Origin of the sequence: Rathayibacter tanaceti, assembly GCF_001634385.1 — a bacterium.
Lineage (GTDB): Bacteria > Actinomycetota > Actinomycetes > Actinomycetales > Microbacteriaceae > Rathayibacter > Rathayibacter tanaceti.
This window is the reverse complement of record NZ_LIIN01000230.1, coordinates 1-2,039: the sequence shown is the minus strand read 5'-3', so window position 1 is coordinate 2,039 and position 2,039 is coordinate 1. Positions and strand designations below refer to the sequence as shown.

The window sequence follows — 2,039 nt, the reverse complement described above, 5'->3', positions numbered from 1 at the left end:
ACTGTAGACGGAGTGAGCAAGTCGTACGGCTCGCGGACCGTTGTGGATGACGTGTCATTCGACGTCATCGGAGGACGCCTCACCGGGTTCGTCGGGGCGACCGGCGCGGGGAAGACGACGACGATGCGGATCATGCTCGGTGTCCTCAGGCCGGATACCGGCGACGTGCGGATGGATGGCGTTCCTATGAATACGGAGGACCGTCGACGATTCGGCTACATGCCGGAGGAACGCGGGCTCTATCCCAAGATGAGGGTCCTTGAGCAGCTCGTGTACCTGCTGCATAGCCGTCGTGGCGGCGGTCGGGCTGCGCGTGACCGGACAGGTCGACCTGCTCGGCCAGCTCGGGGGATCCATCGGCTGGTTCGTGCTGTTCTTCGCCGTGGGGTTCGTGCTCATCGCGGCCCTCTACGCGGCAGCTGCGGCGCTGGTGTCGCGCCAGGAGGACGTCGGGAGCGTCACCGCTCCGGTGATGTTTCTGCTGATCATCCCCTACTTCCTCATCATCTTCTACAACGACGACGAGAGCGTCCTCCGGATCATGTCGTACGTCCCGTTCTCGGCGCCGATCGGCATGGCCGTGCGGATCTTCACGGGATCCGCCTTGTGGTGGGAGCCCTTCCTGTCCCTGGCCGTGATCATCGTGAGCACAGCCGTGGTTGTCTCACTGGGCGCCCGGGTTTACGGCAACTCCCTGCTGCGCACCGGATCGCGCGTCCGCCTCGGCGAGGCGCTCTCCGGCAAGAGTGCCTGACGGACCCCGGAAGCTAGTTCTAACGAATGGAGCGAACATGCACATCATCCAGCTTGTCCTCGGACTCGTCGTCGGGTGCGGCGTCGCCCTCCTCGTCGGCGGGACTGCCCTCGGTTGGCTCCTGCTCGCCGCCGGGGTCGCCGGGCTCCTCACCACTGTCCGGGGGATGGTGCGTCGATGGGAGTCGTGAGCGGCGGCTGACGCGGACGAAGGGCCGGCATGCGCTGCATGCCGGCTCTCCTTCGTCAGGCGACTAGGTGATCGCGACAATCAACCCGCCGATGGCGACTGCGGTCACGAAGCCGGCGACGAACTCGCTGTCCGGCGCATCCATGGTCTCGACTTCGTCGACGGCCAGGTCGAGCATGCTCACTCGGAGAGGCGGGCACTGGCAGGGTGGACGCATGTCCACTCCGCGCCGCATCGTCGACCTCAGTCACACCGTCTCCCACGGACTCGTCACCTACCCCGGCCTCCCCGCGCCGCGCATCCGCCCGCACCTCACCAGGGAGGCGTCCCGCCGCTCCTACGCGCCCGGCACCGAATTCGCGATGGACGTGATCGAGATGATCGGCAACACCGGCACCTACCTCGACAGTCCGTTCCACCGCTACGAGGACGGGGCCGACCTCGCGGGGCTGGATCTCGAGACGCTGGTCGACCTGCCTGCCGTCGTCGTCGACGCGAGCGGCGCCTCCGAGCGAGGCGGTGACGGGCGGGGCATCGCCGCGGAGGCGGTGGCCGGCCTCGACGTCCGCGGCGCCGCCGTGCTGCTGCGCACGGGCTGGGACGCGCACTTCGCCACGCCGGAGTACGCCTCCGGTGCGCCGTTCCTGACGGAGGACGGCGCGGAGGCGCTCATCGCGGGCGGCGCGGTGCTGGTCGGCATCGACTCCCTCAACATCGACGACACCGAGTCCGGTGGCGCCCGGCCCGCGCACACCCTCCTCCTCGCCGCGGGTGTGCACGTGTCGAGCACCTCACCGGTCTGGCGGAGCTGCCCGCTGCGGGCGCCCGGTTCACCGCCGTGCCGCCGAAGGTGAGCGGCTTCGGGACCTTCCCCGTTCGGGCCTTCGCGGTCGTCGACGGCCGCTGACGACCACCGGGCGTTCAGGAGCGTCCGACTACCCTGGAGTGATGCATCCCGCTCTCGCCGCCCTCGGTCGGCGCGTCCGGCCCCGCACGCGCCTCGCCGCTCTGGGCCGTCGCGTCCGCCCCCGGACGCGGATCCTCCAGGCAGTCGGCGCCCTCCGTACCGCGGGGCGCCGGGTGGGCGAGTGGCGTG

4 protein-coding genes and 1 pseudogene are annotated in these 2,039 nt (G+C 69.7%); 4 read left to right on the top strand and 1 reads right to left on the bottom strand.

Annotated features, from left to right (window positions below; all coding sequences use genetic code 11):
* The 3 genes and pseudogenes from ACH61_RS18680 to ACH61_RS17645 all read left to right on the top strand — a co-directional run.
* A pseudogene (locus tag ACH61_RS18680) lies at window positions 1–315 on the top strand (ATP-binding cassette domain-containing protein); the annotation flags it as partial.
* Entirely contained in the window at window positions 293–754 is a 462-nt protein-coding gene (locus ACH61_RS18675) for an ABC transporter permease (protein WP_068213668.1), read from the top strand. The pseudogene ACH61_RS18680 and the gene ACH61_RS18675, both read left to right, overlap by 23 nt.
* A 37-nt stretch (window positions 755–791) precedes the next feature.
* Window positions 792–944: a hypothetical protein gene (locus tag ACH61_RS17645; protein ID WP_158286071.1), complete on the top strand. Its 153-nt coding sequence runs from the start codon at window positions 792–794 to the stop codon at window positions 942–944.
* A gap of 63 nt (window positions 945–1,007) precedes the next feature.
* On the opposite strand, the gene ACH61_RS19140 is transcribed toward ACH61_RS17645, so the two are convergent.
* Window positions 1,008–1,121 (bottom strand): daptide-type RiPP, encoded by a 114-nt coding sequence (locus ACH61_RS19140; protein ID WP_330220192.1) that lies wholly within the window; start codon window positions 1,119–1,121, stop codon window positions 1,008–1,010.
* Between the two features lie 37 nt (window positions 1,122–1,158).
* On the opposite strand from ACH61_RS19140, the gene ACH61_RS15200 reads away from it, so the two are divergent.
* Window positions 1,159–1,797 (top strand): cyclase family protein, encoded by a 639-nt coding sequence (locus ACH61_RS15200; RefSeq protein WP_236713720.1) that lies wholly within the window; start codon window positions 1,159–1,161, stop codon window positions 1,795–1,797.
* Window positions 1,798–2,039: the final 242 nt, after the last annotated feature.